At 39.5% G+C, this 26,483-nt stretch carries 31 protein-coding genes and 4 tRNA genes; 19 read left to right on the top strand and 16 right to left on the bottom strand.

The window, feature by feature from the left end; all coding sequences use genetic code 11:
- The first annotated feature begins 2 nt into the window (after positions 1-2).
- The 12 genes from I6F49_RS07130 to I6F49_RS07185 all read left to right on the top strand — a co-directional run bounded on the left by I6F49_RS07130 (position 3) and on the right by I6F49_RS07185 (position 8,953).
- Positions 3-974 (top strand): KpsF/GutQ family sugar-phosphate isomerase, encoded by a 972-nt coding sequence (locus I6F49_RS07130; protein ID WP_166377045.1) that lies wholly within the window; start codon positions 3-5, stop codon positions 972-974.
- Entirely contained in the window at positions 975-1,526 is a 552-nt protein-coding gene (gene kdsC / locus I6F49_RS07135) for a 3-deoxy-manno-octulosonate-8-phosphatase KdsC (protein ID WP_007580311.1), read from the top strand.
- Entirely contained in the window at positions 1,523-2,077 is a 555-nt protein-coding gene (lptC, locus tag I6F49_RS07140; protein WP_149593485.1) for an LPS export ABC transporter periplasmic protein LptC, read from the top strand. The genes kdsC and lptC overlap by 4 nt, the downstream gene beginning before the upstream one ends.
- A complete protein-coding gene (lptA, locus tag I6F49_RS07145; RefSeq protein WP_197179465.1) occupies positions 2,067-2,612 on the top strand; it encodes a lipopolysaccharide transport periplasmic protein LptA in 546 nt (181 codons plus the stop codon). The genes lptC and lptA overlap by 11 nt, the downstream gene beginning before the upstream one ends.
- Positions 2,609-3,334: an LPS export ABC transporter ATP-binding protein gene (gene lptB, locus I6F49_RS07150; RefSeq protein WP_007580304.1), complete on the top strand. Its 726-nt coding sequence runs from the start codon at positions 2,609-2,611 to the stop codon at positions 3,332-3,334. The genes lptA and lptB overlap by 4 nt, the downstream gene beginning before the upstream one ends.
- Positions 3,335-3,403: 69 nt before the next feature.
- Positions 3,404-4,903, top strand: a complete 1,500-nt coding sequence (locus I6F49_RS07155) for an RNA polymerase factor sigma-54 (protein WP_165739998.1) — start codon at positions 3,404-3,406, stop codon at positions 4,901-4,903.
- 26 nt (positions 4,904-4,929) lie between these two features.
- On the top strand, positions 4,930-5,217 hold the full coding sequence (gene hpf, locus I6F49_RS07160; RefSeq protein WP_007580301.1) for a ribosome hibernation promoting factor: 288 nt from the start codon (positions 4,930-4,932) through the stop codon (positions 5,215-5,217).
- 4 nt (positions 5,218-5,221) lie between these two features.
- A complete protein-coding gene (gene ptsN, locus I6F49_RS07165; protein WP_165740002.1) occupies positions 5,222-5,674 on the top strand; it encodes a PTS IIA-like nitrogen regulatory protein PtsN in 453 nt (150 codons plus the stop codon).
- Between the two features lie 19 nt (positions 5,675-5,693).
- Positions 5,694-6,539, top strand: a complete 846-nt coding sequence (rapZ, locus tag I6F49_RS07170) for an RNase adapter RapZ (protein ID WP_166419375.1) — start codon at positions 5,694-5,696, stop codon at positions 6,537-6,539.
- 42 nt (positions 6,540-6,581) lie between these two features.
- On the top strand, positions 6,582-6,854 hold the full coding sequence (locus tag I6F49_RS07175) for an HPr family phosphocarrier protein (protein ID WP_002957937.1): 273 nt from the start codon (positions 6,582-6,584) through the stop codon (positions 6,852-6,854).
- A gap of 132 nt (positions 6,855-6,986) precedes the next feature.
- Entirely contained in the window at positions 6,987-8,345 is a 1,359-nt protein-coding gene (gene mgtE / locus I6F49_RS07180; protein ID WP_010554268.1) for a magnesium transporter, read from the top strand.
- Positions 8,346-8,401: 56 nt separating this feature from the next.
- On the top strand, positions 8,402-8,953 hold the full coding sequence (locus I6F49_RS07185) for a protein disulfide oxidoreductase (protein ID WP_166419377.1): 552 nt from the start codon (positions 8,402-8,404) through the stop codon (positions 8,951-8,953).
- 191 nt (positions 8,954-9,144) lie between these two features.
- On the opposite strand, the gene I6F49_RS07190 is transcribed toward I6F49_RS07185, so the two are convergent.
- Positions 9,145-11,322 (bottom strand): YgiQ family radical SAM protein, encoded by a 2,178-nt coding sequence (locus I6F49_RS07190; RefSeq protein ID WP_007580292.1) that lies wholly within the window; start codon positions 11,320-11,322, stop codon positions 9,145-9,147.
- Between the two features lie 448 nt (positions 11,323-11,770).
- Here I6F49_RS07190 and I6F49_RS07195 point away from each other — a divergent pair, with 448 nt between their 5' ends.
- Both I6F49_RS07195 and I6F49_RS07200 read left to right on the top strand, forming a co-directional pair.
- A complete protein-coding gene (locus I6F49_RS07195) occupies positions 11,771-12,352 on the top strand; it encodes an SRPBCC family protein (protein WP_166419378.1) in 582 nt (193 codons plus the stop codon).
- Positions 12,321-13,208, top strand: a complete 888-nt coding sequence (locus I6F49_RS07200; protein WP_166419379.1) for a TIGR03899 family protein — start codon at positions 12,321-12,323, stop codon at positions 13,206-13,208. The genes I6F49_RS07195 and I6F49_RS07200 overlap by 32 nt, the downstream gene beginning before the upstream one ends.
- A 33-nt stretch (positions 13,209-13,241) precedes the next feature.
- Here I6F49_RS07200 and I6F49_RS07205 read toward each other — a convergent pair whose 3' ends face one another.
- The 8 genes from I6F49_RS07205 to I6F49_RS07240 form a co-directional block, all read right to left on the bottom strand.
- On the bottom strand, positions 13,242-14,012 hold the full coding sequence (locus I6F49_RS07205) for a TIGR04219 family outer membrane beta-barrel protein (RefSeq protein ID WP_166419380.1): 771 nt from the start codon (positions 14,010-14,012) through the stop codon (positions 13,242-13,244).
- A 3-nt stretch (positions 14,013-14,015) separates the two neighbouring features.
- Positions 14,016-15,002 (bottom strand): DUF2333 family protein, encoded by a 987-nt coding sequence (locus I6F49_RS07210; protein WP_166419381.1) that lies wholly within the window; start codon positions 15,000-15,002, stop codon positions 14,016-14,018.
- Positions 15,003-15,010: 8 nt separating this feature from the next.
- A complete protein-coding gene (locus I6F49_RS07215; RefSeq protein WP_024590184.1) occupies positions 15,011-15,520 on the bottom strand; it encodes a copper chaperone PCu(A)C in 510 nt (169 codons plus the stop codon).
- Between the two features lie 79 nt (positions 15,521-15,599).
- Complete coding sequence (locus I6F49_RS07220; RefSeq protein WP_010554260.1) at positions 15,600-15,926, bottom strand: hypothetical protein; 327 nt, start codon at positions 15,924-15,926, stop codon at positions 15,600-15,602.
- Positions 15,927-15,937: 11 nt separating this feature from the next.
- Entirely contained in the window at positions 15,938-16,144 is a 207-nt protein-coding gene (locus I6F49_RS07225) for a PspC domain-containing protein (RefSeq protein ID WP_166419382.1), read from the bottom strand.
- A gap of 10 nt (positions 16,145-16,154) precedes the next feature.
- Positions 16,155-16,835, bottom strand: a complete 681-nt coding sequence (locus I6F49_RS07230; RefSeq protein WP_166419383.1) for a PspA/IM30 family protein — start codon at positions 16,833-16,835, stop codon at positions 16,155-16,157.
- Positions 16,836-17,080: 245 nt separating this feature from the next.
- Positions 17,081-18,013, bottom strand: a complete 933-nt coding sequence (dusA, locus tag I6F49_RS07235) for a tRNA dihydrouridine(20/20a) synthase DusA (RefSeq protein WP_231615058.1) — start codon at positions 18,011-18,013, stop codon at positions 17,081-17,083.
- Positions 18,014-18,136: 123 nt separating this feature from the next.
- Positions 18,137-18,757, bottom strand: coding sequence for a MarC family protein (locus tag I6F49_RS07240; RefSeq protein ID WP_166419385.1), 621 nt, complete (start codon positions 18,755-18,757; stop codon positions 18,137-18,139).
- Between the two features lie 95 nt (positions 18,758-18,852).
- Here I6F49_RS07240 and I6F49_RS07245 point away from each other — a divergent pair, with 95 nt between their 5' ends.
- The 3 genes from I6F49_RS07245 (at position 18,853) to I6F49_RS07255 (ending at position 20,258) form a co-directional block, all read left to right on the top strand.
- A complete protein-coding gene (locus tag I6F49_RS07245; RefSeq protein ID WP_024599240.1) occupies positions 18,853-19,290 on the top strand; it encodes a transcriptional repressor in 438 nt (145 codons plus the stop codon).
- Between the two features lie 75 nt (positions 19,291-19,365).
- The gene (locus tag I6F49_RS07250) at positions 19,366-19,833 is read left to right on the top strand and encodes a chemotaxis protein CheX (RefSeq protein ID WP_166419386.1); all 468 of its coding nucleotides are present in this window, start codon (positions 19,366-19,368) and stop codon (positions 19,831-19,833) included.
- A complete protein-coding gene (locus tag I6F49_RS07255; protein WP_166419387.1) occupies positions 19,830-20,258 on the top strand; it encodes a secondary thiamine-phosphate synthase enzyme YjbQ in 429 nt (142 codons plus the stop codon). The genes I6F49_RS07250 and I6F49_RS07255 overlap by 4 nt, the downstream gene beginning before the upstream one ends.
- Before the next feature lie 241 nt (positions 20,259-20,499).
- Here I6F49_RS07255 and I6F49_RS07260 read toward each other — a convergent pair.
- The 5 genes from I6F49_RS07260 to orn all read right to left on the bottom strand — a co-directional run bounded on the left by I6F49_RS07260 (position 20,500) and on the right by orn (position 21,709).
- Positions 20,500-20,575: transfer RNA gene (locus I6F49_RS07260), tRNA-Gly, on the bottom strand.
- A 44-nt stretch (positions 20,576-20,619) separates the two neighbouring features.
- Positions 20,620-20,695: transfer RNA gene (locus tag I6F49_RS07265), tRNA-Gly, on the bottom strand.
- Positions 20,696-20,739: 44 nt separating this feature from the next.
- Positions 20,740-20,815, bottom strand: a tRNA-Gly gene (locus I6F49_RS07270).
- A 96-nt stretch (positions 20,816-20,911) separates the two neighbouring features.
- Positions 20,912-20,987, bottom strand: a tRNA-Gly gene (locus I6F49_RS07275).
- A gap of 176 nt (positions 20,988-21,163) precedes the next feature.
- Entirely contained in the window at positions 21,164-21,709 is a 546-nt protein-coding gene (orn, locus tag I6F49_RS07280; protein ID WP_166419388.1) for an oligoribonuclease, read from the bottom strand.
- Positions 21,710-21,830: 121 nt separating this feature from the next.
- On the opposite strand from orn, the gene rsgA reads away from it, so the two are divergent.
- Both rsgA and asd read left to right on the top strand, forming a co-directional pair.
- Positions 21,831-22,889, top strand: a complete 1,059-nt coding sequence (gene rsgA / locus I6F49_RS07285; RefSeq protein ID WP_166419389.1) for a small ribosomal subunit biogenesis GTPase RsgA — start codon at positions 21,831-21,833, stop codon at positions 22,887-22,889.
- A gap of 14 nt (positions 22,890-22,903) precedes the next feature.
- On the top strand, positions 22,904-23,770 hold the full coding sequence (gene asd, locus I6F49_RS07290) for an archaetidylserine decarboxylase (protein ID WP_197179467.1): 867 nt from the start codon (positions 22,904-22,906) through the stop codon (positions 23,768-23,770).
- 385 nt (positions 23,771-24,155) lie between these two features.
- On the opposite strand, the gene I6F49_RS07295 is transcribed toward asd, so the two are convergent.
- A complete protein-coding gene (locus tag I6F49_RS07295; protein WP_166419390.1) occupies positions 24,156-24,908 on the bottom strand; it encodes a HesA/MoeB/ThiF family protein in 753 nt (250 codons plus the stop codon).
- A gap of 35 nt (positions 24,909-24,943) precedes the next feature.
- Positions 24,944-26,479: a thiamine phosphate synthase gene (gene thiE / locus I6F49_RS07300; protein WP_166419391.1), complete on the bottom strand. Its 1,536-nt coding sequence runs from the start codon at positions 26,477-26,479 to the stop codon at positions 24,944-24,946.
- Positions 26,480-26,483: the final 4 nt, after the last annotated feature.

A 26,483-nucleotide genomic window follows, 5' to 3' on the forward strand; every position in this document is an offset into this window, starting at 1 on the left:
TAATGGCAACGCTAAATTTTATTGAACAAGGCCTTCGCGTTTTAGATGTTGAACGCCAAGCACTTAGTGATATTGCACAATATGTAGATGAGAATTTTCATAACGCATGCCAATTAATGTACGACTGTGAAGGCCGTATTATTGTCATTGGTATGGGTAAATCAGGTCATATTGGCAATAAAATAGCAGCAACCCTTGCAAGTACTGGCAGTCCTGCATTTTTTGTTCACCCTGGTGAAGCAAGTCATGGTGATTTAGGTATGATCACTAAAAATGACGTGGTTATGCTTATTTCTAATTCAGGTGAGACCAGCGAAGTTTTAAATATCATTCCCGTTTTAAAACGACTTGGTGCCAAAATGATATCGATGACTGGCAATACGCAATCAACTATGGCGACCCTTGCTAATGTGCATGTGTGCATTAAAGTAGAAAAAGAAGCCTGCTCATTGGGTCTAGCTCCTACATCAAGTACCACTGCAACACTTGCGATGGGCGATGCCATGGCAGTTGCATTATTAGAAGCTCGCGGCTTTACTGCTGATGACTTCGCGTTATCTCACCCTGGTGGTAGTTTAGGCAAGCGCTTATTACTCACTTTAAAAGATGTTATGCACGGCGGCGTAAATACACCTATTATTAGCGTTTCACAAACAGTTAAAGACGCCCTTATTGAAATGTCTGCTAAAGGTTTAGGCATGACAGCCATTGTTGATGATAATCAGCAATTAGTAGGCCTATTTACCGATGGCGATTTGCGTCGTATTTTAGAGCAAAGAATTGATATTCATACAACACAAATAGATGTTGTTATGACTAAGTCATGTACTACGGCTACGCAAGATATTTTAGCCGCTGAAGCGCTTAATATTATGGAACACAAACGTATAAATGGCTTAATCGTTGTCAATGAGCTAAATCAGCCTATTGGCGCATTAAATATGCAAGACCTATTAAAGGCAGGAGTGTTATAAATGCAATTTGAAGAACTCTATCAACCGCTGAGCGATGATGCAAAAGCACGCGCTAAAAAAGTAAAGCTACTTATATGCGATATTGATGGTGTATTTTCTGATGGCCGTATTTATCTTGGCAATCAAGGTGAAGAGCTAAAAGCATTTAATACAAAAGATGGTTTTGGCATTAAAGCGCTTATAAACAGTGGCTTTGAAGTGGCTGTAATTACTGGTCGTCATTCACAAATAGTGCAACAACGTATGAGCAGCTTAACCGTACAGCATATTTATCAAGGCCAAGAAAATAAGCTCATTGCCTATCAAGAGCTAAAAGATAAACTCAACCTTAGCGATGAACAAATTGCTTATATAGGTGATGATGGTCCTGACATGCCCGTTATGGAATTAGTCGGCTTTGCTGTTGCAGTAAATGATGCTCATCCGCTTATAAAGCGTTTATCACACTATGTAACGCAAATGCCTGGCGGCTTTGGCGCAGTAAGAGAGCTTACCGACTTGCTCATGCTTGAAAATGGTAAAGCATTGACTACACAAGGCACTAGTTCATGAATGCAGCGCGCATAATATTAAGCGTTTTATTCATTAGCTGTATGGTTTGGCTTTGGTACCCTTATTTTACACAAACTAATGTTGCACCTCAGGCTGAGCCTGAAGTTATTGCCAAGCCTGATTACATAGCCATAGAACTCAAACAAACAGCCTATGACGAGCAAGGTAAAATTAGCCACAAAGTAACTGCGGCTAAAATGGAGCTATATCAACAATTAGGTTTTACGTTTTTTGAAAAACCTATTTTTACTTTATATAACGAAAAGCAAACGTGGCAAATAAATGCAGACGAAGCAACATTATACGAAGACAAACAATTAATTTTAGAAGGTAATGTGGTTGCCAAAAACTTAACCGATAACGCCATGATAGACAAAATCAATGCTGATAATATTCAGGTAGATATAAAGCTATTAACAATGCGTTCGGAGCAACCCGTTATCATCACCGGACCCAATTTAAAAATCACCGGTAAAGGCCTAGAAGCCGACTTAAAAACCGAAGTGATAAAACTAATTAACCATACGCGAACCATATACTATGACCAATAAAATATTAAAATCACTTATTATTCCTACACTTATAATAGCGTTTAATAGTAATGCTGCAGAACAAAACTCGCAACCTGCTGCAAATCAAATTTCAATAAGCGCCGATAAGCAAGAAGGCCAATTAAAAGCTAACGTGGGTATTTTTGAGAAAAACGTTGAGATTATTCACGGTAATCGCCGAATTACAGCAGACCGCCTCGAAGTACATAAGCGCGATGAACTTGGTGATAACCAGCAACTATTAATTGCCACGGGTAGCCCTGCTCGCTTTGAAGAGAAGCAATCAGATGGCACAACTATGAGCGCCAGTGCAGACGAAGTTCGTTACGATGTATCTAAACGTTTTTTAACGCTTGTTGGTAATGCACAAGTATCGCAAGCAGGACAAAAAATTAATGCTAAAAGTATTACCTACGATATAGAACAACAGTTAATCAGTGCCGAAAAAGATGAAAACTCAACTGACCGCGTTCACACGATTTTAGTGCCTATCGAAACTAAAAAAAGTAAAAAAGACGATAAAGGTCAACCATGAGTACATTAAAAGCAGAACTATTAGCAAAGAGCTATAAAGGCCGTGAAGTTGTCAAAAACGTCGGTCTTGAAGTAAAAGCTGGCAGTATTGTTGGCTTACTTGGCCCTAACGGCGCAGGTAAAACCACCACGTTTTATATGATTGTGGGACTTGTACCTAGCGACAAAGGTAAAATTTCTATCGATGATAACGATATTACTCTTTTACCTATGCATAGTCGTGCTAGATTAGGCATTGGCTACTTACCACAAGAGTCTTCAATTTTTAGAAAACTGACTGTTTATCAAAACTTAATGGCAATTTTAGAAACACGCAAAGAGTTAAATAAGCAAGCCCGAGAAGACACGCTCGATAAATTATTAGATGAATTTAGCATACAACACATTCGTGATAGCCAAGGTATGGCATTATCGGGTGGCGAACGTCGCCGCGTGGAAATAGCACGTGCGCTGGCAGCCGATCCTAAATTTATATTATTGGATGAACCATTTGCAGGTGTTGACCCGATTTCGGTATTAGATATAAAGAAAATAATAGAACATCTCAAAAATCGTGGGATTGGTGTATTGATTACCGATCATAACGTAAGAGAAACCCTTGATGTTTGTGAAAAAGCCTACATTGTTTCTCATGGGGAGCTGATTGCATCAGGTACTCCAGAACACGTATTAAATGATAAAACAGTACGCGATGTTTACTTAGGCGAGCAATTTAGGCTGTAACATTTACGCCATGTCTTTAAGCATCTGCTAGTATTAATTATAACAACATAAAAGGATTGTTAGAGATACATGAGGCAATCACTACAGCTGCGCATGGGCCAGCAACTTACAATGACTCCACAGCTGCAACAAGCTATTCGTTTGTTGCAACTCAGTACATTGGATCTCCAGCAAGAAATACAAGAAGCTCTCGACAGCAACCCGCTATTAGAGGTTGAAGAACCAGACTATTCCGAAGACGCTGCAGGTAAAAACGAGCAAAAAGCAGATACAGATGACATAACTGTTAGCGCATCTGCCGATGATGCTCCAAGCGAATACGAACAAGATAGTGGTGAAGCACTTGCAAAAGACACGCTAAGTGACGACATGGCTATGGATGTTAGTTGGGATGAGTACATGAGTGCCGCCCCTGCAGCATCATCAGGTCCAATGCCTGAAGACGAATCAATATACCAAGGCGCCTCTACTGAAACGCTTCATGAGTATTTAATGTGGCAATTACAACTAACGCCATTTAGCCCTACCGATGAAGCCATTGCTATTGCTATTGTAGAAGCCGTCGATGATTCAGGCATTTTAACACTAAGCTGCGAAGAAATTTTAGAAAGCTTTAATCAAGAAAACGAAGAAGATAACGAAGTTGAACTTGATGAAATTGAAGCAGTATTAAAGCGCATCCAACTGTTTGATCCTGTCGGTATTGCTGCACGTAGTTTACAAGAGTGTTTATGTATTCAACTTAACCAGTTTGATAAAGAAACACCTTACATTAATGAAACGAAAATGATTTTAACCGAGCATATTGATTTATTAGCAGCTCGTGACTATCGTACATTAATGAAGAAGACTAAGCTCAAAGAAGAAGAGCTTAAAGAAGTAATGACATTAATACATACTCTTAGCCCTAAGCCTGCAGATACTATTGTAAGAGAAGAGTCTGAGTATGTTATTCCTGATGTGTCAGTTAAAAAAATTAAAGGCCGCTGGGTTGTTGAGTTAAACCCAGATAGCATGCCTAAAATTCGTGTTAATAGCCAATACGCTGCAATGTCTCGCACTGTAAAATCCAGTGGTGACAGCCAGTTTATTCGCTCACATTTACAAGAAGCTAAATGGTTTATTAAAAGCTTAGAAAGTAGAAACGACACACTATTAAAAGTAACTAATTGCATTGTTAAGCAGCAACAAGGCTTTTTTGAACACGGCCCTGAAGCCATGAAACCAATGGTCTTAAATGATGTTGCTGAAATGGTAGAAATGCACGAATCAACAATTTCGCGCGTAACAACTCAAAAATATATGCACACACCCCGTGGTATATTTGAGCTTAAATACTTTTTCTCAAGCCATGTAAGCACCGAAAATGGAGGTGAATGCTCATCTACAGCAATACGTGCGCTTATCCGAAAATTAATCGCAGCAGAAAACTCAGCAAAACCATTGAGTGATAGCAAAATAGCGGATATATTGGCTGAGCAAGGAATTAAAGTAGCGAGACGTACAATCGCAAAATACCGCGAGTCTCTGGCTATTCCACCGTCAAATCAACGTAAAAGCTTGATTTAAGACGCTAAACAAAGAGGGTAATGCTTATGCAACTAAACTTAACTGGTCGTCACGTAGAATTAACCGATTCATTAAGAGACTATATTAATACTAAATTTGCGAAGCTAGAAAGACACTCTGATCATATTAATAATGTTCATGTCATTCTTGATGTAGAAAAACTAAATCAAAAAGCAGAAGCGACAATACACGTAAGTGGCGCCGAACTCTTTGCCTCTACAGAACATCAAGATATGTATGCCGCCATTGACTCGTTGATCGACAAGCTAGATCGCCAAGTAATTAAACACAAAGAGAAGCTTGCTCGACACTAATATGATGAAATTAAGCTCACTTATATGCCAGGACTGCAGCAAAGCTGCGGTCCTTTTTAATAGCAAAAAAAGGATTTTAGAGTTCATTAGCGAACTTGCTCACGCTAAACTTCCATACCTACCGCAACAAGACATTCTAACTGCTTTAATGAGTAGAGAGAAATTGGGTAGTACAGGTATAGGGCGTGGCATTGCGATTCCTCACGGAAGAATGAGCGGTGCAGAAGAGCCTTTGGCTTTAGTGCTCGTTAGCGAAACGCCAATAAATTTTGATGCTATAGATAACCGCCCTGTTGATATTTTCGTCGCACTCATCGTACCAGATGGAGATAACCAGCAGCACTTAAAGACTCTAGCTACCATTGCTGATAGACTCAATAACAAAGATTTTTGTAAGCAGTTACGTAGTGCAAAATCAGATGCTGAACTTTACCAAGTTATTGTTGATCAATCGTAGTTTTATTAAAGGGTGATAAATGGAGTTAATTATCATAAGTGGCCGTTCTGGTTCTGGGAAATCGGTTGCTTTACGCGTTGTAGAAGATTTAGGTTATTATTGCGTAGATAATATTCCAGTAAACCTACTGCCTTCATTAGTGCGCAGTGTATCTGATAGCTACGATAGAATTGCTGTCAGCATTGATGTTCGAAACATTCCTAAAGAGCAGGAAGAATTTAACGATATTCTTGAATACCTACCTGATTTTGCAAAACCTACATTATTTTATTTAGACAGCGACGATCAAACATTGATCAAACGCTTTTCTGAAACACGCAGATTACACCCATTATCAATAGATTCACTGCCTCTGGATTTAGCCATCAAAAAAGAAAAAGAATTACTTGATGTATTAATCACCCGCGCCGACTTTATGATAGACACGACTGACTTAAGCGTTCATCAACTCGCTGAATCTATTCGTGAAAAGATTTTAGGTAAAAAAGATAAGCAACTTATTGTCACGTTTGAATCGTTTGGTTTTAAACACGGTATCCCAAAAGAAGCAGACTATGTATTTGATGCACGCTTTTTACCAAACCCTCATTGGGAGCCTGAATTAAAGCCTTTAAATGGGTTAGATCAACCTGTTAAAGATTATTTGGCTAGTCATAGTATTGTGCAAAAGTTCACATGGCAAATTCAAACATTTGTACAAACGTGGTTGCCGCACTTAGAGAGAAATAACCGCAGTTATTTGACCATTGCCATTGGGTGTACGGGCGGTCAACATCGCTCTGTATATTTAGCGCAAACTATTGGTGAAAGTTTTGCAATGACACACCCCAATGTAAAAATTCGCCATCGCGAACAAGAAAAATAATATAGCTGAATAATCACCTGTTCAGCTTAGGTAGAGTAACTTATGCATTGTGAAGACACTTTTTTAATAAAAAACAAATTAGGATTACACGCCAGAGCAGCCACCGTACTTGCCCAATTGGCAGTGCAGTTTGATGCTACAATTACATTATTTCAAGATGACAAAGAAGCCGCAGGCGATAGCGTACTTGCACTCATGTTACTTGAAAGTAGCCAAGGCAAAGAAGTTAAAGTTGTATGTAAAGGCCCTGATTCTGAGCAAGCTTTACATGCTGTTGGAGAATTGATAGCACAACGCTTTAATGAACAAGAGTAATCTGTTTTATAAAAACAACACTCGCATTACTAATGCCTCAACTAAAACAGATATATAAAATAAATATGGTTAGTGACGCCAGTTAACTCACCTCCCCTCATAAAGTAATATAAAAATTTATAAAGGACGCCAATGCCTGAAGCTTTTGAACAAGATTACCCACTACAACAACTAAAGCAGGTGACTAAGTCACTTAATAGTGGTCAATTTGTTCAAGTTAGGCGCATGCTCGCAAAAACAGCTCCTTGTGATACCGCACTACTATTAGAGTCATCACCGCATAAAATTCGCCGACTACTTTGGCAGTTGGTTGATCCCGATGTACAAGGTGATGTTCTTGAAGAACTATCAGAAGATGTACGTTTAGGCATTATTGCCCAAATGGAACCTAAGCACATTGCAGCCGCAACCGAAGATATGGGCCATGATGACTTAGGTGAAGTATTACGTAGCCTGCCTGACACCGTTTACAAAGACGTTGTTAGCGCGATGGACATTCAAGACCGTGAACGTGCAACACAAGCACTTTCGTATCAAGAGCGTTCTGCTGGCGCGCTCATGAACACCGATACGGTGACCATTCGCCCTGACGTTACGCTTGATGTTGTACTTCGATATATTAGGCTACGTGGCGAGTTACCAGAAGGTACCGATGACTTATATGTTGTTGATAAGCATAACTGCTTTATAGGCGCTTTATCACTCAGTACATTATTAACTAATCCACCAGAAAAGATTGTTCGCGATTTAATGGATGAAGATTGTGAGTCTATCCCAATCTCAATGGATGAAAGTGAAGTAGCTCAATTATTTGAGCGTCATAATTGGATATCGGCCCCCGTCGTTGATGATAACGATCAGCTCCTTGGTCGTGTCACTATCGATGACATCGTTGACGTAATTCGAGAAGATGCTGAGCATAGTTTATTAGGCTTAGCCGGTCTTGATGATGAAGAAGATACTTTTGCTCCCGTACTAAAAAGCTCTAAAAAACGCTCAGTTTGGTTAGGTGTTAACTTGCTGACTGCACTTGCAGCTGCTTTTGTAGCTAGCTTTTTTGAAGGTACTTTAGATGTGCTCCCTATTTTGGCTGTACTTAACGGTATTGTCCCTTCTATGGGTGGTGTTGCTGGTAGCCAATCGTTAACGCTTGTTATCCGTGGTATTGCAGTAGGTCATATAAATCAAACAAACCAACGTTTCTTGATGATGAAAGAGCTTGCCATTGGCGCACTAAACGGCGTTTTATGGTCGCTGTTAATTGCAGGTGTTATTGCCCTATGGCAATGGGACTTTATGCTTGGTGGTGTACTCGCCTTCGCTATGTTTATGAATTTAGTTGTAGCGGGAGTTGCTGGTGCAAGTATTCCAATAATTCTTAAAAGAATGAATATAGATCCTGCGCTTGCAGGTAGTGTAGTACTGACTACAGTGACAGACATTGTAGGTATATTCGCCTTTTTAGGTACTGCTACCTGGTTGCTGGTGTAAATTAGAAACTTTTGCAAATAACTAAAGTAAAAAACACTTAGGGTAAAGCTGCAACTATGAAAACGGATACCAAAAATAAAAAAGACACACCTAAAAAAACGCCAAAACAAAAAGGCCTATCAATATTAAAAAGTGTGTTGATATATGGCTCTATATTTTTCGTTATTTACACTGCTGTTAATTGGTGGCGACAACCTGTAATGCCAGCTAATCCGCAATTGCAATTAACAGATTATAAAGGGCAAAACATTGATTTAGCAGCAATGAGCCATGATAAACCAACACTTGTCTATTTTTGGGGAACTTGGTGTCCTATTTGTAGTATTACCTCCCCTGCCATAAACGAACTCTCCGCAGAAAATAATTATCCCGTAGTCACCATCGCAATAAAGTCAGATTCAGCTCAAGAACTACATAATTATTTAAATGAGCATGGCTACAGTTTCACCACTGTCAACGATCAACACGGTGAGATATTTACCGATTGGCAAGGACAAGTCACGCCATCCTATATAATCTTAAAAAATAATAAAATGACGCAAGGGCTAACAGGCATTCAGCCGCTATGGTCACTTAAGTTGCGTTTGTGGTTATCATCAACGTTTTAAGAAAAAACTAACTGTAAGTATATAGGCACTAAATACGTGCTATCTCAAGAGGGGTTTCTAAAAGCTCGCTCTTTATCACCTACAATAATATAGATAATAAAGAGCAAGGTTTACTTAATTTACGCATTAAAAGGGTTTAAAAAACCTTAGCGTAATTAAACTAATCTACTAGTTATTATTAGATTGAATCACTAACGTGTACTTTGACGATTACCGCCTACTTTTGGTTTAGTGTTTGCCTTTTTAAATTGGCTAAAACCAGTATGTCGCGTTAGTGCAGGACGTCCGCCTTTACTGCCACCTTTACCTGCTTTTTCATCACGCCCTTCCTCAGGCACTAAACAGTTAGGCCCTTTACCAATTAAATTAGCTTTACCCATTTTACGTAGAGCTTCACGTATCATTGGCCAACCAGCTGCATCGTGGTAGCGTAAAATAGCTTTATGTAATCTACGTTGGCGCGCACCTTTAGGTACTGGAACAACTTCCGTATTATTTTTAATATTACGTAAAGAGTTCATTTCTGTGTGGTAAATAGTCGTCGCATTAGCCATCGGTGATGGGTAAAAATTTTGCACCTGATCCAGCTTAAAGTCGTTTGATTTAAGCCATAAAGCCATGTTTACCATGTCTTCATCTTTTGTCCCTGGATGAGCCGAGATAAAGTAAGGGATCAAATACTGCTTTTTACCGGCTTCTTTAGAGTACTTATCAAATAATTCTTTAAATTGATCGTACGCGCCCATACCTGGTTTCATCATTTTTGATAATGGACCGTCCTCTGTATGCTCTGGCGCTATTTTTAAGTAGCCGCCCACATGATGGGTTACTAATTCTTTAACGTAACGCGGGTCGCGTACAGCTAAGTCGTAACGAACACCAGAAGCAATCAATACCTTTTTAATACCTTTAACTTCACGTGCTTTTTTATACAAGTCTATTGTTGGTGTATGGTCTGTATCCATGTGCTTACAAATTTCAGGATACACACATGATAAACGCCTACAGGTACTCTCTGCCTTTTTGCTCGTACAACGCAGTTTATACATGTTAGCCGTTGGACCACCTAAATCAGAAATAACACCAGTAAAGCCCGGTACTTTATCTCTAATCTGTTCAATTTCTTCAATAATTGATTCTTGCGAACGGCTTTGAATAATACGCCCTTCATGCTCCGTAATTGAGCAAAACGAACAACCACCAAAACAACCGCGCATAATATTAACCGACGTTTTTATCATGTCATAAGCAGGTATTTTAGAGTCGCCGTAACTTGGGTGAGGAATACGCTGATACGGTAAACCAAACACAGCATCCATCTCATGTGTTTCTAGTGGGTATGCTGGCGGGTTTACCCAAATAGAACGATCGCCGTGTCGCTGAAACAGCGCTCTTGCACAACCAGGGTTTGTTTCTTGATGTAGAATACGTGAAGCATGGGCGTATAAAGGTTTGTTAACACTTACTTGTTCATAAGCAGGTAACTTAACATAGGTTTTTTCCCACGGCTTAGGACGCGCAGGCTGAACCATAATTGGTTTTGCAGCTTCCGCTTTTAAATCAATACCCGCTTGTTTAAACTCTGATTTACTACAGCCAACATCATCAGCGCCGTATGGATTTGGAATAGGATCAATTTTACCAATTTTATCAATAGCGGTAGAGTCGCTACCACGCCAACCCGGTAAAGGCTCTTTTCGAATAACAGCTGTGCCGCGAATATCTTGAATAGTATCCATTGTTTCGCCTGCGGCAATGCGGTGTGCAACTTCAACTAACGGGCGCTCTGCGTTACCGTAAATTAAAATGTCAGCTTTTGCATCAAACAAAATACTACGACGTACTTTTTCTTGCCAGTAATCATAATGAGCAATACGACGAAGGCTAGCTTCAATACCACCAATAACAATCGGTATTCCTTTGTAGGCTTCACGGCATTTTTGTGAGTAGATCATTACGGCGCGATCTGGGCGTTTACCGCCTACGTTATCTGGCGTGTAAGCATCATCGTGGCGCATACGCTTTTCAGCTGTATAGCGATTGATCATCGAATCCATGTTACCGGCTGTTACACCAAAAAATAAATTTGGCCTGCCGAGTTCCATAAATGCGTCTTTAGAATCCCATGCAGGCTGGGCAATAATACCCACTCTAAAACCCTGCGCTTCAAGTACACGGCCAATTACAGCCATACCAAAACTAGGATGATCGACGTACGCGTCGCCACTAATTATTATTATGTCGCAGCTATCCCAGCCAAGTGCATCCATTTCTTCACGTGTAGTTGGTAAAAATGGCGCGGTGCCATAACATTCAGCCCAGTACTTAGGGTATGAAAATAAGGCGCGCTTAGCTTTGAGAGTGCTCATAATTGTGGCCGTAGAATAACAAAAGGCGCGAATTATACCCTACTAAATTGTTTATATATACAAAGTAGTCAAAGCATATTGCGCCTTAAATTCTAAATCGTTCATTATCTTAAATAATAATAAGTTAATCTTTTTTAGCGTTTATTTATAAGTTCGATTTTTAAAATAAGTATGCATACATAAAACACTCTCCACTTCCCCAAGTCTTTAAGCAATTTTACTGATTCTATGCTTCAACATCTTATTGGTTCATTTTACAAAACCAAGAAATGTAGAATCAAAACTTTCAACAAGTGTATTTATTTTATAGCTTCATTAAAAATATAGCTCTAACGGTATTCATGCAACTAAGTAACAATTAATAAATTATTTTTGGTTTATAATCTAATTCATACTATAGTCCATTAATAAAAGTTGTTGTATTTCAGCTCAAAAAACGAATAAAGGTGTGCTTATTAAGCTATTAAAAATATTAATTAAAGGCGTACTGTTATTACTATTAGTACTCGTACTGATAGGACTGATACTCCCTCAAAGTTATAGTGTGAATAAAACAATTGAAATCAATGCAAATATAGAAGTAGTAAAGCCGCTTGTCACCGACTTTAGTCAATGGCAAAAATGGTCTCCGTGGGAAAAGGTAGACTCCAGCATACGCTTTACTCTAGGCGAACCTAGTTCTGGCTTAGGGGCTCATCAGTCTTGGAAAGGGAAATGGGGTTATGGTGAAATGATCATAACGTCGATAAGTCAAAATAAGGTCAGCTTTAACATACTTTTAAATGCTGAACATATTATCAGAGGAACATTTAATTTTAGTGAGCAAAACGGTATTGTTACTTTAATATGTAATATTGAAGGGCAAACAACCGCTCCTTTGATATCTGGCTACACCGCAATTTTGAGCGAGTATGTGCTGCGTAATACAGTTTCGCTGGGATTAAATAACCTTCAAACCGTTGCACAACTTAGTGATCCACAAAGGATAATGCAAAGTCATGACAGTCAAAACAGCACAAGCGAGAATTAACCTTGCCAACATCATTGAATCCTTACTTGGCTATCCTATAACTAAAGTAGGAAGTAACGGCGTGCTACCTACTAACGAGCAAAGTTACGATATTAAAGGCCAAATTAAACCGCTTTATCATATCAACAGTGAAAACTCTGTTTTAGCTCGCGCCCAAAAGCGCCAAGATTTGCTACTAATAAAACAGCAACAAAATATAGAGTCAATTTTAGCAATGGCTATGGGGTTTTGCCCTGATGTAGCAAGTAGTAAACAACCTGATGTAGATTGGGTAGAGCATTTTATAGCGCTGTGTGAAGATACTTCAAATGAGTCAATGCAAACTTTATGGGCTAAAATTTTAACGGGAGAAACGCTTAACCCGGGGACGTTTTCAATTAAAAGCCTGCAAACGTTAAAGCACATGACACAGCGAGAAGCGGACTCTTTACAAAAGTGTGTTTCGCTTTCAGGTTACAACGAAAAAGACGATAGTCACTTCATTTTACTCGGCTTTTATAAAAAACCATCTTTGTTCGATTTACTACGAAAAGGCAATAAAGTATCTCTAAATTTAGGAAAAACAGGCATTAGCTTTCCTGATATTTTAACGCTCATGGATCTTAATTTACTGTATAGAAAAGAGATTGAATCTGCAGTGCTTAAAGCAGGGCAAGAACTTACGCTTTCATTTTTATCGCAAAAAGTAACGTTAAAAGCAAAGAGTAGCGATTTGGTATTAAGCTATTACAAATTTACTCAAACAGGTGATGAGCTATCTAAACTTATTAACTTCCCAGTAAATAAGGTCTATAAGCAACTGATTAATAATGCGTTGGAAGGAGAGTTTGATTTAGCGTGGCACGCTATAAAATAATATGCCACGCTTTGTTCAATTAGAGGTAACTAATTAAAAATGAACCTGAATACCCGCAAATGGGCCAGATGCATCAATATCAGTAGTAATATCATCTACATCATCAAGTTCTAATATCATAGAGCGGTAACCTGCTTTAATTGCAACATCTACCGCTAAATTATCAATAAGTTCATACGCTACGCCGACTTGATAATCTTGTACTTTGCTATCGTCAATAGCCAAAAAGCTACCTTCAAAAAATACACTTAAACCAGTAAACGGTAAGCCTGCTTCAGCACGGCCATATGCAAGAGGAACAAAACCAGAGAAGTCTTTGGTTTCGGTAAAGTCAGTGCCACCATTTTGGGTAGTGCCACTTACAACAATATCACCATCAAATTGTTTAACGTTTAAACCTAAGTCAATCGAGATTAAATCGTTATCGAAAATCTCGTAGTAAAAGATGTAATCAATATGCGTTAAATCACTAACTGTATTTACAGTAGAACCCACAACATAATCAGAGCCATTAAAGCTAAATGTATCTGTAAGCTGTGCAGAACCATTTAGCTCAAGCTCTGTATACTTTAGTTTAATGTTTGGAACTAGTGGCACTGGGTGCTCAAGTGCCGCGTAGTAACTTACAAAAGTCTCATCCTCAAAATCAAAATCTTGAGATGATTTATCTTTATAAGAAAATTGACCATCGTTATCTGACTTCCACCCATCAACACCTACGTATAAACCTAGTAGAGTGTCAGCTTGCGCTGCGGGTGCTAAACATGCCATTGAAAGGGCTGCTGCTAAACAATACTTTTTCATTTTTTATCCTTGAGCTAATAGCTCGCTAAGTTCGATTAAAGCCGCATTGGCTCTAGAAATATAATTTGCCATAACTAAAGAATGGTTAGCCACATAGCCAAAACCATTCCCGTTTAAAATAAGTGGGCTCCACACTGTTTCTTGGGTTGCCTCAAGCTCACGTATAATTTGCTGAACACTTACACGTGCATTTTTCTTTTCAAGCACATCATTAAAGTCATACTCTATCGCTTGTAAAAAATGCAGTAACGCCCAAGTAGCGCCGCGCGATTCGTAAAACACATCGTCAATTTCTAACCACGGTGTTCTTACTTGCTGCTGTAACGGCGCAAGAGTTGCTTGTTTATTAGATGAGTTACCCGCTAAATCGGTATTCACTTTTTCTTGGCCTACACTGGCACTTAAACGCTGGCTTAAGCTACCCAAACGTTTTTCAGCTTCTTTAAGCCAACTACGTAAGTTATCTGCTCGTGCGTAAAACTGGCTATCGCGTTCATGTTCATTAGCAATTTGTCCACGATATACCATTAAATAATCAATACCTTTTTGGTACTCACCTTCAGCGCTTGGCCACGCCCATGCTTCAGAGCTTATATTAAACTGTGGCTGTGCCTTTTTAAGTGCTTCATGCTCAGTTGATTGTGATTGCGAACGACTAAAATCTTTACGCATAGAAAGCGATAAATCACGCACCATTTCAAGTGCGCCATATTCCCACGCTGGCATATCATCCATAATAATACTTGGCGGTATCACATCATTTGATAAGTAGCCACCTGGTTTATCAAGCAAAGTGCTAGCAACTGTAATAAGCGTTGATGTAGTTACATAACCCGTTACTATTTTTTCATTATGAAGCTGCGCTTGCTCTTTCGCGTTTGCAACAACATCGAAACGTGCAGGCTCTGTGCTCCAATAAACAGCAATTGCGTAAAATATAATAAGCAGTAAAACAACTATTCCTGCTATTTTTCCTTTGTGTTGCGACATGTGTACTCCTAGTGATGAGCGTGTTGAGTAGATGGTTTTGACTGCGTAGCTTGCGCTTCAAGCGATACGACTTGAGCATTAGTGAACAAGCGATTACCGTCACTAAAATATAGCGTGAGTTTGCGTTCTTGCCCTACTTTTAATGGCTCTTGTGGTTCAAATACCATTAAATGATAACCGCCAGGTTGAAAACTGACACTTTCGTGCGCTTTAATTTCAACTGATTCAACTTGTTGCATTTTCATCATGCCGTCTACATGTGAATGCTCGTGTATTTCAACACGGCCTAAGCCATCAATAGTTGCCTTAGTTAAAGTTGCTGCGGCTCCACTGTGATTTATTAGCGTTAAATAACCTACAGTTGAAGTACTGCCAGGTAAAAACTCTCTAATTTGCGCGTTAGTTACTTCGAGCACAGCCACATCAGAACCATGATCGTGCCCTGAGTGCGCCGCCAACGATGACGAAAAAAAACTAAATATTAATGCAGAAGCCATCGAAAAACATAGTTTCGTCATCATTCTTATCCTTATAAAAACTTTAAATTACAGGCTAAATTTAACATAGTTAACCTATAATAGTCAGTCAAATTAAGGATTAAGAGGCTACTTTTTTGTTATCGGCAACAAGCCAACACAACACTGCAACAAATAGTAACGGCCATGCAATCATTATAGATCCGAATAAAAGCGCTAAAACAGTCCCTGCTAATGCCACAACACCCGCTCCAACTAATCCCATAGTAATTAAAGCCACTACCGCAACCACAGCAACAATTGCGGCCAAAGCACCTACAAGCTCGAGCCCTGCCCAGCTAATATCAGCAATCCATAACGGCAACTGCCAAGAATCAATCTGCACAAACGTTATTAAATCAGTAAACAGTAATAAATAGATAATTACGCAGACAGCTAAGGCTTTCATGGTGATACTCCTTAATATACTTTGTCTTCAAGACAGCAATGCGCTATAAAATAACCAAGTGCAATAGCAAACGGAAAACTCAAAAATAATAAAATAGTAACTACACGTGTTGCCCATACAGGAAAATCCAATCGATGAGCTAAACCACTACAAACACCCGATATTTTTTTATTCAGAGTATCTTTATACCAACCTCGTTGACGATTAAAGCTATTCATAATATTCCCCTTAAGCAGTCTGTTTTAAATCAGTTTTTAAACTTGTTTTTAACTGGGCTAACTCAGCATCTATTTTTTCATTTTTAACTAAAGTTTCAATTTGTGAAGCCGTCGTATTTGCAGAGTCAGTTAACTCATATGCTTCTATTTGCGCTTCAATACTTTCTACACGCTGCTCTACCTGATCAAATCGAGATAGTGCATGAGCTACTTTATCGCTTTGTAATTGTGTACTGATTCGCCCTCTAGCAATAACAACATTATGACGCTGCATCAATTGAGCTTGCTTAGTTTTAGCCATAGTCATTTTTTGCTGTAAGCGCTCGCAATCAGCTTTAATTTTTGCGATAGACTCTTGCAAAGTTTCTAATTGCGTTTGCCTATTTACAATGCTTTCGCTAACACGTTGCTTTTCAAGTAAGGCAGACTTAGCAAGGTCATCATTGCCTTTTTTAATCGCATGCTCTGCTTTAGTTTGCCAAGCTGCTAATTCTATTTTTTTAGTATCAATTTGACGATTAATTATTTTTTCTTCACACAATAAAGCGGCAGCTGTAGTACGACACTTATTTAATGCATCTTGCATGTCGGTAAGCATTAGGTTTAAAAGCTTTTCAGGGTCTTCTGCTTTATCAAGCATGGCGACAATGTTTGATTGAATAACATCATTTACGCGGTTAAATATTCCCATGGTATTCTCCTGTTAATTTTTAATTGATTACAACAAGAGGATTCCAAGAGTTGTGCCAAGTCCATAAAAACTAAAATAAACTATTTTATATCAATGAGATGAATTAAAAACACTTAAGAACTTAGTGACTTCCAGCTGAACATAATAGAGTGTAATTGGCCAATAAATTATGCTTTTGACTAATTTTTAGGATCAAAAAAGCCACTCGAAAGTGGCTCATATTTAGATCATTTTAAACCTAAGCTTTATTCTGGTACAAAGCTCAATGCTTTATCCATTACCGTTAAATCGGCCTGCTTACCATGGCCACTTTCAGAAAGGTGACGTCTAAAACCACGTGCGCCAGGTTGCCCCTGAAAAATACCGAGCATGTGTCGAGCTATATGCCAAAAATTAGCACCTAAGCGCATTTCTTCTTCAATGTAGCTGTACATTGAGCGTACTACATCATGGCGAGATTGTGTGTTTGCAGCATCACCATAAATTTTTTCATCAACGTCATTAAGCATAAATGGATTACTGTAAGCTTCACGGCCAATCATTACACCATCGATATGCTGTAAATGTTCTAGGCTCTGCTCAATTGTTTTAACACCGCCATTTAAGCTTAAATCGAGTTGCGGATAGTCTTTTTTAAGTTGGTAAACACGAGGGTAATCAAGCGGTGGAACTTCACGGTTTTCTTTTGGGCTTAAGCCATTGAGCCATGCTTTACGAGCATGAATAATAAAGTCATCACACCCTACCTTATGAGACGCCTCAATAAGTGCACATAAAAACTCATACGAATCTTGCTCATCAATACCAATGCGCGTTTTAACGGTAACCGGAATGCTTACTTCGCTTTTCATTGCTGCAACACAGTCAGCAACTAACTGAGGTTCAGCCATTAAGCATGCGCCAAATCGGCCATTTTGAACTCGGTCTGACGGGCAACCTACATTTAAATTTATTTCGTCATAGCCACGCTCACCTGCGAGCTTTGCACATTGCGCAAGCGCTTTAGGATCAGAGCCACCAAGTTGTAGCGCAACGGGGCCTTCGTGTTTATTAAAATGTAAGTAGTCGCCTCGACCAAATAAAATAGCCCCTGTGGTTATCATTTCAGTATAAAGCACAGTATGTTTAGTCATTTTGCGATGAAAAGTACGACAATGGCGATCGGTCCAATCAAGCATTGGGGCCACAGAAAAGCGTCTATCCAAAGTACATTTATTCAAAGCAAACCTCAGGGTATTAAAGTTATTAAGCACAGCTTAAAAGGCGCTGCATTTTACACAAAAGCCTAACGGGCATCAATGTTAAGAGAACACCTGCAAGCCAAAATAATGGGCTATGCCATTTAAAATATTAGTTACTGCAACAGAGCTTAAAATAAGCCCCATTATTCTACTTATTATACTTGCGCCACTGTCACCAATTAATTTATGTACATGCGTTGCAAGGAGTAATAAAACCAGCACAACTGCTAATACAGCGAGCATCATAGAAGACGTTAATAATTGCTCCACCCATGTATATTCCTCATTACGAGTCATTAACACAGCACCTAACATGGCACCCGGGCTCGCAATAGACGGAATAGCCAGAGGAAAAATGGCAGTCTCCATGCTGTCGCGTACACTGTTAATTTCGGCCTCTGGCTTGCTTTCACCAAATATCATTGAAAGCGCAAAAATAAGTAATATGATACCGCCAGCTATTTGAAAAGCAGAAAGTGGTATTTCAATTGCGTTAAGTAATTGCTCCCCTGCGAGAACAAAAAACAAGAGCACTAATGCAGATACACCTACCGCTTTAAATATAACTTTGCGCTTAAACTTTTCATCCTCACCACGCGTAACTGCAATAAATACAGGTACAGTGCCAATGGGATCAATAACTGCAAAAAAGAAAATAAATATAGCTAACAGTTCATGCATTACCGGGTTTCCTAGGTAAAAAGCGTTTAATAAAAACGCTGCAACTACAACACAGTATGTTAGTATATCACGGCAGCATAAGGATAAGAGTAATGATGAATATAGAATCACTCGTAAGTAAAGCAAAACAAGTTTGTGACAACCGTGGTGCGCGTTTTACGCCAATCCGCGAGAAAGTATTTCGCCTGCTAGCCAGTGCACAAGGTGGTGTTGGTGCATACGATTTGCTTGAGCAATTAAAAGTAACTGAAACAGGTGCTAAACCTGCAACTATTTATCGTGCATTAGACTTTTTAGCTGAACTAGGTTTTATTCATAAAATTGAAAGCACAAATGCATTTATGCTGTGCCATCACTTTGATCATATACACCCAGTACAATTATTAATTTGCGATACCTGTGGTTTTGTAAAAGAGTTACATTCGACCGTTATCTCTCATGAGCTAAATAACTTAGCAGCTGAAGGTGGTTTTGTTGTTTCTGGGCAAACAATAGAAGCACATGGTAAATGTGAGTCTTGCAGAGCATCATAATTCCCCGAAGTTATCCTTAGTGGCTATACTCACACTATATAGCCATTTCTTAGCACCAATTTAAGAGTACCCACTATGAATGTAGAGTTCATCAATCCGTTTTTATCGTCTTTAATTAATGTTTTAAGCACTATGGCTCAAACTCAATTAAAACCAGGTAAACCACGCATTAAAACTGATGAAATAGCCTGTGGTGATGTATCCGGTCTGATTGGTATGGTTGGCCCGCAAACTCGTGGATCGTTTTCAATTACGTTTGATGAAGAGTTAGCGTTAACCATTATGGAACGTATGCTTGGCGAACGTCCCGACACTATAGACGAAGAAGTAACTGACATGGTGGGTGAAATTACCAACATGGTCACTGGCGGCGCTAAAAACTTACTAGGCGAAAAAGGGTTTGATTTTGATATGGCTACACCTATTGTTGTATCAGGTAAAGGTCATACAATTACTCATAAAAGCCAAGGTAAAAAAATCATCATGCCATTTAGCTGTGATGCAGGTAATGCAAATATTGAAGTTAGTTTCGATAAATTATGAGTTGGCAGCAAAAACAAATTACATTAAAACCCCGCACTCGGGGTTTTCATTTAATTGACGACGAAATACTGTCTCAGCTCCATGAAGTTACCAATTATAAGGTGGGTTTACTGCATCTTTTTATTCAGCATACTTCAGCGAGCCTTACTATAAACGAGAATGCAGATCCCACTGTTCGTATGGACATGGAAAGCCATTTCAATAAATTTGTTCCTGAACGTCAGCCTTATTATCGTCACGATTATGAAGGTGACGACGATATGCCGGCACATATTAAAACCAGCACATTAGGCTGCGAGTTAAGTATTCCTATCTCAAATGGCTATTTAGCGCTAGGTACATGGCAAGGTATTTACTTGGGTGAGCATCGTGACTCTGGTGGCTCAAGAAGAATTATAGCAACCATTCAGGGCGAGCTGTTTTAGAAAACGTTTCTAATGCTTAAAAGTATTAACCCCTACTTCACTCCAGCTATTTATCCATAACTTCAAAGTACAAAACCTTTCTTGTAGGCGAAAAATCTTACGTCCGCGAAGCGATAGCTTTTAACATCTAAAACTTCAATGCTGAATATTACACATAGAATAAAGTAGATAAGAGAGATTTGAGATTATAATTTTGTTTATGATTTTTAATACAGAAAATTTTGAAAGGATATAAAAAGATTGGAGCGGTACACGAGGCTCGAACTCGTGACCTCGACCTTGGCAAGGTCGCGCTCTACCAACTGAGCTAGTACCGCATTTTTACTTCTTTTAATCACTACAATTTCTTTTGGTCAGAAATTGGAGCGGTACACGAGGCTCGAACTCGTGACCTCGACCTTGGCAAGGTCGCGCTCTACCAACTGAGCTAGTACCGCATTTTTACTTCTTTTAATCACTACAATTTCTTTTGGTCAGAAATTGGAGCGGTACACGAGGCTCGAACTCGTGACCTCGACCTTGGCAAGGTCGCGCTCTACCAACTGAGCTAGTACCGCATTTTTCAGTTATTTTATTGATGTGCAATAAATTGCGTTCAACATCCTAGCAACTGAGCTAGCTTTTATTCACTACAATTTCTTTTGGTTAGAAATTGGAGCGGTACACGAGGCTCGAACTCGTGACCTCGACCTTGGCAAGGTCGCGCTCTACCAACTGAGCTAGTACCGCATTAATTGATGGTAATTCAATCACTCAAACACACTAACCCCGCGTGGGTTATCGTCTTGAGCGGGGCAGGATTCTACAATAATACGGAGTGTTTGCAAGTGTTTTTTACNCCGCGTGGGTTATCGTCTTGAGCGGGGCAGGATTCTACAATAATACGGAGTGTTTGCAAGTGTTTTTTACAAATTAAAGAAATTTTCTCTATAGACTTTTAATTCCATAATAGAATCTTTAATGTCATCCAAAGCAAGGTGTGAGCCTTTTTTGTTCACTTTTGCAAGAACTTCAGGTTTCCAGCGACGTGCTAATTCTTTAATCGTACTCACGTCTAAATTTCGGTAATGAAAGAAGTCTTCAAGCTCGCGCATGTACTTATTCATAAAGCGGCGGTCTTGCCCAATTGAATTACCACACATTGGCGAAGCGCCAGCTGGAACCCACTGCTTTAAAAACTCTATAGTTTGTTCTACAGCATAAGTTTCATCAAAGGTACTTGCTTTACAGCGCGCTGTTAAACCCGACTTGCCATGCTGAGTGGTACACCACTCGTCCATGCCATCAAGGAGCTCATTACTTTGATGAATGGCTATAGTTGGCCCTTCGGCTAATATATTCAAGTCTGCGTCAGTGACAACCGTCGCAATTTCGAGTATTTTATCGGTCTCTGGTTCGAGTCCGGTCATTTCAAGATCGAGCCAAATTAAATTTGATTTATTAATAGTCATAATTACCTAAGCGGTGCTTTCCTTTAGATCCAACGCATTTCGATATATCATATTAGTATCAACCGTCGAGCTAAAGCTTTTTTTAGGAAAAGCGACATTTAACTAAGGTTATAGGCCTCCAGTGGCAAAACAAAAAAAATTAAGTAAAGGCCAATCGCGTCAGATCAAGGCCAATCACCAAAAGCGCATTAATAGCGCAGACTCAAGACCTGCTAAAAAAGGGGCGCAAGAATGGCAAACCGATAACTTAGGTCAGGTCGAAAGCGCAATTGTGATCAGTCGTTTTGGCCAACACGCCGATGTCGAAACTGAAAATGGCGATGTACTGCGCTGTAATATACGCCGCACCGTATCAAATTTAGTGTGTGGCGATGAAGTATTGTTTCGCCGTGCAAAAGTAAGCGAAGGTGATTTAGCGGGTGTAATTGAAGCTACGCAAGAGCGCCGCTCGCAGCTTACTCGCCCAGACTTTTACGACGGTGTAAAAGTTATTGCAGCCAACATTGACCAAATACTGATGGTATCGGCTGTATTGCCTGAGTTTACCCCTAGCATTATCGACCGTTATTTAATTGCCTGTGAAGATATGGGCATTGAGCCAATTTTAGTGCTTAATAAAACCGATTTAATTGATGAAGCGGGCCTTAGTGAAATACAAAAGGTTCTCGATATCTACCGTAAACTCGACTACAAAGTACTTCTTGTTAGTAATATATCGGGTGATGGAATCGATGAGTTAAAAGAAGTACTTGTTGATAAAAATAATATTTTTGTTGGCCAAAGTGGTGTGGGTAAATCAACCCTCGTTAACACTGTTTTGCCAAATGCTGAAATATTAACTAAAGAAGTATCTGAAAACAGTGGCCTTGGCCAACACACAACAACTGTTTCACGCCTTCACCATTTACCAAGCGGCGGTAACTTAATCGACTCGCCAGGAATTCGTGAATTTGGTTTATGGCATTTAGATGTTGATCGTGTAACGTGGTGTTTTAAAGAGTTTAGAGAATTTATAGGCGGATGTCGCTTTAGAGACTGTAAACATCTAAACGATCCGGGTTGTATAGTTAAAGAAGCTGTAGCTGATGGCAAAATTTCGCAATTGCGCTTTGACAGCTACCACCGAATTTTAGAAACAATGGCTGATGGTCGTGCCGGTTCTCGCGCACCTCGCGTATAATTTAGGAAAAAACTGTGAGTTTAGACAAATTTAAAATCGCAATGCAGTATGCAATGCCAAAACATTTTATTTCGCGCGTAGTAGGTAAATTAGCTGCTGCTAAAGCGGGCGCTTTAACAACCACGTTAATTAAACTATTTATTAAACAATACAAAATAGACATGAGCGAAGCACAATATTCAGATCCTGCTCATTACAAAAGCTTTAATGAATTTTTTACCCGTCCTTTAAAAGACGGCGTGCGTCCAATGGTAGAAGATAGTGACATTATTATTCATCCAGTGGATGGCGCAATCAGCCAGCTAGGCGATATTGTTGATGGACAGCTAATACAAGCTAAAGGACACGATTACAGCTTGCAAGCGCTACTAGGCGGCTCACAAGATGATACAACACCATTTTTAGGCGGTAAGTTTGCCACTATTTATTTAGCGCCAAAAGATTACCACCGTATTCATATGCCAATTGATGGCACCTTAAGTAAAATGATTTACGTGCCAGGTGATTTATTTTCAGTAAATCCACTTACAGCGCAAAACGTGCCTAACTTATTTGCACGTAACGAACGCGTAGTTGCAATTTTTGAAACTGAAATTGGTCCGCTTGCTATGGTACTTGTTGGTGCAACAATAGTGGCAAGTATCGAAACTATTTGGGCTGGTACAGTAACACCACCAGCAGGTAGCGATGTATTCAGTTGGAAATACCCAACCACAGGCGATAACGCCATCACACTTAAAAAGGGTGAAGAAATGGGTCGCTTTAAATTAGGCTCTACTGTGGTACTTGCATGGGGTGCTAATAAAGCTGAAATACTGGATGATCAACTACCAGAAGTGGTAACTCGCTTAGGTACTGCGTTTGCAAAAATTAACGACTAAAATCAATCGTTAATTAGAAATCAAAAAACCGCGTTTATTTAAACGCGGTTTTTTAATTTTTGTAGGCGCTTACACGAAAAATGCAGTTTTTAATTTATAACTAATAGCTTACTTACTCATCGGTTTATCTAAAGCGCAGCGCCCTCTAAACCTCTTTGTGAATAAATCACTTAAGATCTTATTGCACAAAGAGAGGCAAAAGTGGAGTAAATGAGAAAACATAAAATATAGTAATTACGAGCTTTGCTCGTCACGCCAGCAAGCTGTGCATCTACAAGTTTGGTGTGAGAGTTTAGATTTACTGTAGGCGGAGAGCTTGCTCCCGCGAGAAGCGAAGCTTCTAATTACTTAACTTCGAACGGTTATAAACCATCAACTAAAACGCTTACTTCACGCCACACTCTTTACACTCTAAATCTTTAATCACTTTGAAGTGTTGTTGTTTTAAAGTAAGCGCATCAAACGTTATAAATACACTGCCACTTAAGTGACCTAATAATAAGTTAAGCGTAAGTTGCGCCTGCATGGAGCCAATTACACCAAGTAGCGGGCTAATAACCCCTGCGTTACTGCAATTAATAACCGGTGTAGCTTCGCCCTGTGGAAAAACACAGCCATAACATGGGCTATCACTTTGCCTAAAGTCAAAGCCCATTAACTGCCCTTTAGTTGCCAAAGCTGCACCTGAAATTAACGGTGTTTTATTAGCAATACAATAACGATTAACACTATAGCGAGTACTAAAGTTATCAGAGCAATCAAGTACGATGTCAGCCCCTTTTAGCATGTTAACTGCATTATTCTCATCTAACTTTTGGCAATGCGTTACTATGTCTATTTGATTATTAAGGCTCGCTAATACTTTAACTGCGGCGGCAACCTTGCTTTGCCCCAAGTGATTTATCTTATAAAGCACTTGGCGCTGTAAGTTTGAAAGCTCAACTTCATCATCGTCAATTAAAATAAGCATTCCAACGCCCGCAGCGGCTAAATATAAAAGTACTGGGCTACCTAAACCACCAGCCCCCACTACTGCAACCGTTGAAGATTTAAGCGTTAACTGCCCTTCAAGCCCAACTTCTTCAAGCAATAAATGGCGACTGTAACGCAGGGTTTCTTTATCGCTTAGCTCATTCACGTTTACCGGCCTTATTAGTATTACCCTTGTTAGTATTAATTTGCACTGCTTATGGCTACTTGCAGAGCGCTTATAGCCTCTACATAATTATCAGCCTCGGTAATCGCACGCACGACGGCAACACTGCCTACGCCGGTTTTCGCTACCTGCTTTGCACGGCTTAAATCAATACCGCCTATTGCTACCGTTGGATAGCTTTGCATAAGCGGTACAAATTTAATCAGCTTTTCAAGGCCTTGTATTTGCCCTGTCATATCTTTTGTTGTGGTTGGGTAAATAGCACCAAATGCCATGTAACTAGGGCGATAATTATGCGCACGCAGCATTTCATAAAAACCATGAGTAGAAAGCCCAAGCCTTAAGCCTGCCTCTTTAATTGCCACTAAATTAGCAATCTCTAAATCCTCTTGTCCTAAATGCACGCCATACGCACCATGCTTAATAGCTAACTGCCAGTAGTCGTTTATAAATACCTGTGCGCTATATTGCTTGCCCAGCTCAACAGCTTGCTTAATGAGCCCATCAAGCTCGTCTTGTGTTTTATTTTTAACGCGTAACTGCGCTGTTTTAATGCCTTGTTGTAAGCACTTTTCTAACCAATCGGTACTATTTACAACCGCATACAAACCCAGCGATTTACTTTCACAAGGCGCAAAATCAGCCGCCATATTAAAATCAAACGGTACATCAAAATCTAATTCATCGCCCAGCCAGCTACCTGGCTCAATTACTTGTGGGTAGTCATCTAAATTAGTAGGGAACGAGGTATGAGCAACCGGACCAATACCTTCTCCATAGCGTACCGACTGTTTTAGCCCTTGGTTTATATACGCTTTAGCTAAAATAAAGGCATCTTTTAATGGGTAGTCTTTAGCTAAACACGCAGCAATTACCGACGCCATGCTACATCCGGTGCCGTGGTTATGCGGTGTTTGTATTTTTTGATTGCCTAACCAATATTCTTCGCCATTTTGCGTATTACTATCAATACAATAATCAATGCAGTAGCCACTTGGATAATCCCAATGTCCGCCTTTAATAACAACCGCTTTAGCGCCCCAACTTAGTAACTTATTTGCCGCTTCTTTAATTGCAGCCGGACCAATTAAATACACACCCGTTAATAACTGTGTTTCGTGTGTGTTTGGAGTTATTACATCCACCAGCGGCAGTAAACATTCTTTTATTGCGCTTACTGTGTCTTCCTCTGTTAGTAAATCACCGCTTGAGGCAATCGCAACAGGGTCATATACAATAACGGGAGGCACAGGCCACTTAGCTTTATAGTGACTTATATGTTCGCTGATCAACTGAATTTGCTGCACATTGGCAAGCATGCCAATTTTTATCACTTTGGCTTTCATGTCTTTTTCAAGTGCAAGTAACTGTGATTCAATAATATCGGTAGAGACTGCATTAATTGCTTCTACACCTAAACTATTTTGCGCAGTAAGCGCCGTAATAGCCGTACACCCATGCACACCAAAACTTTGCATTGCTTTTATATCTGCTTGAATACCTGCACCGCCGCCAGAGTCAGATCCGGCAATTGTCCATACTACGTTATTCATATTC

It is taken from the genome of Pseudoalteromonas sp. SWN166, from assembly GCF_015864485.1.
GTDB lineage: Bacteria > Pseudomonadota > Gammaproteobacteria > Enterobacterales > Alteromonadaceae > Pseudoalteromonas.

What these genes read in the sequence shown, in the direction of transcription:
- I6F49_RS07130 (WP_166377045.1), top strand. Translation starts at nt 3, where the DNA reads ATGGCAACGCTAAATTTTATTGAACAAGGCCTTCGCGTTTTAGATGTT.
- kdsC (WP_007580311.1), top strand. Translation starts at nt 975, where the DNA reads ATGCAATTTGAAGAACTCTATCAACCGCTGAGCGATGATGCAAAAGCA.
- lptC (WP_149593485.1), top strand. Translation starts at nt 1,523, where the DNA reads ATGAATGCAGCGCGCATAATATTAAGCGTTTTATTCATTAGCTGTATG.
- lptA (WP_197179465.1), top strand. Translation starts at nt 2,067, where the DNA reads ATGACCAATAAAATATTAAAATCACTTATTATTCCTACACTTATAATA.
- lptB (WP_007580304.1), top strand. Translation starts at nt 2,609, where the DNA reads ATGAGTACATTAAAAGCAGAACTATTAGCAAAGAGCTATAAAGGCCGT.
- I6F49_RS07155 (WP_165739998.1), top strand. Translation starts at nt 3,404, where the DNA reads ATGAGGCAATCACTACAGCTGCGCATGGGCCAGCAACTTACAATGACT.
- hpf (WP_007580301.1), top strand. Translation starts at nt 4,930, where the DNA reads ATGCAACTAAACTTAACTGGTCGTCACGTAGAATTAACCGATTCATTA.
- ptsN (WP_165740002.1), top strand. Translation starts at nt 5,222, where the DNA reads ATGAAATTAAGCTCACTTATATGCCAGGACTGCAGCAAAGCTGCGGTC.
- rapZ (WP_166419375.1), top strand. Translation starts at nt 5,694, where the DNA reads ATGGAGTTAATTATCATAAGTGGCCGTTCTGGTTCTGGGAAATCGGTT.
- I6F49_RS07175 (WP_002957937.1), top strand. Translation starts at nt 6,582, where the DNA reads ATGCATTGTGAAGACACTTTTTTAATAAAAAACAAATTAGGATTACAC.
- mgtE (WP_010554268.1), top strand. Translation starts at nt 6,987, where the DNA reads ATGCCTGAAGCTTTTGAACAAGATTACCCACTACAACAACTAAAGCAG.
- I6F49_RS07185 (WP_166419377.1), top strand. Translation starts at nt 8,402, where the DNA reads ATGAAAACGGATACCAAAAATAAAAAAGACACACCTAAAAAAACGCCA.
- I6F49_RS07190 (WP_007580292.1), bottom strand. Translation starts at nt 11,322, where the DNA reads ATGAGCACTCTCAAAGCTAAGCGCGCCTTATTTTCATACCCTAAGTAC.
- I6F49_RS07200 (WP_166419379.1), top strand. Translation starts at nt 12,321, where the DNA reads ATGACAGTCAAAACAGCACAAGCGAGAATTAACCTTGCCAACATCATT.
- I6F49_RS07205 (WP_166419380.1), bottom strand. Translation starts at nt 14,012, where the DNA reads ATGAAAAAGTATTGTTTAGCAGCAGCCCTTTCAATGGCATGTTTAGCA.
- I6F49_RS07210 (WP_166419381.1), bottom strand. Translation starts at nt 15,002, where the DNA reads ATGTCGCAACACAAAGGAAAAATAGCAGGAATAGTTGTTTTACTGCTT.
- I6F49_RS07215 (WP_024590184.1), bottom strand. Translation starts at nt 15,520, where the DNA reads ATGACGAAACTATGTTTTTCGATGGCTTCTGCATTAATATTTAGTTTT.
- I6F49_RS07220 (WP_010554260.1), bottom strand. Translation starts at nt 15,926, where the DNA reads ATGAAAGCCTTAGCTGTCTGCGTAATTATCTATTTATTACTGTTTACT.
- I6F49_RS07225 (WP_166419382.1), bottom strand. Translation starts at nt 16,144, where the DNA reads ATGAATAGCTTTAATCGTCAACGAGGTTGGTATAAAGATACTCTGAAT.
- I6F49_RS07230 (WP_166419383.1), bottom strand. Translation starts at nt 16,835, where the DNA reads ATGGGAATATTTAACCGCGTAAATGATGTTATTCAATCAAACATTGTC.
- dusA (WP_231615058.1), bottom strand. Translation starts at nt 18,013, where the DNA reads ATGCTTGATTGGACCGATCGCCATTGTCGTACTTTTCATCGCAAAATG.
- I6F49_RS07240 (WP_166419385.1), bottom strand. Translation starts at nt 18,757, where the DNA reads ATGCATGAACTGTTAGCTATATTTATTTTCTTTTTTGCAGTTATTGAT.
- I6F49_RS07245 (WP_024599240.1), top strand. Translation starts at nt 18,853, where the DNA reads ATGAATATAGAATCACTCGTAAGTAAAGCAAAACAAGTTTGTGACAAC.
- I6F49_RS07250 (WP_166419386.1), top strand. Translation starts at nt 19,366, where the DNA reads ATGAATGTAGAGTTCATCAATCCGTTTTTATCGTCTTTAATTAATGTT.
- I6F49_RS07255 (WP_166419387.1), top strand. Translation starts at nt 19,830, where the DNA reads ATGAGTTGGCAGCAAAAACAAATTACATTAAAACCCCGCACTCGGGGT.
- orn (WP_166419388.1), bottom strand. Translation starts at nt 21,709, where the DNA reads ATGACTATTAATAAATCAAATTTAATTTGGCTCGATCTTGAAATGACC.
- thiE (WP_166419391.1), bottom strand. Translation starts at nt 26,479, where the DNA reads ATGAATAACGTAGTATGGACAATTGCCGGATCTGACTCTGGCGGCGGT.